The 403-nt window shown below is 62.5% G+C and carries 1 protein-coding gene; it reads right to left on the bottom strand.

Annotated features, from left to right (window positions below):
* Positions 1-8: 8 nt before the first annotated feature.
* Complete coding sequence (locus tag SB753_RS35080) at positions 9-263, bottom strand: hypothetical protein (RefSeq protein ID WP_410804650.1); 255 nt, start codon at positions 261-263, stop codon at positions 9-11.
* Positions 264-403 lie beyond the last annotated feature (140 nt).

Raw genomic sequence — 403 nt, 5'->3', positions numbered from 1 at the left:
AATCTGGGTTATCTATCAATAGCGTTCCTCGCCGTCACATGTGCGATTGGCACGGCCGCCTGCAAAAAAGTAGACGACAAGAGCAGCAATAGCATGGACTCGGGCAGCAGCGGCGTGATGAGTAATAACACCGCAGGCGAGAATGGCACGCCGGGGCAAAGCTCAGCGGCGAACAGCACCAGCGAAAGCGCGGCGGCGAGCGCCCCATCGGCATCGCGCGAAGCACCCGTCGCGGGCACCCCTTCATCGAGCACCACGGTCACGCCCTCGGGAGCCAGTCAGTAAAAGTAGCGATGGTCGGCCCAAACGCAACGGACAGGTGCCTGATTCGCCAAACGCCCATGGCGAAGCCGGCGAATTACCCCGGGCGCAGCTGCGCATACGGCTCGCTCGGTGGCGAATG

It is taken from the genome of Paraburkholderia sp. SIMBA_053 (genome assembly GCF_046534895.1).
Classification (GTDB): Bacteria; Pseudomonadota; Gammaproteobacteria; order Burkholderiales; family Burkholderiaceae; genus Paraburkholderia; species Paraburkholderia caledonica.
This window is presented reverse-complemented; position numbering and strand designations above follow the sequence as displayed.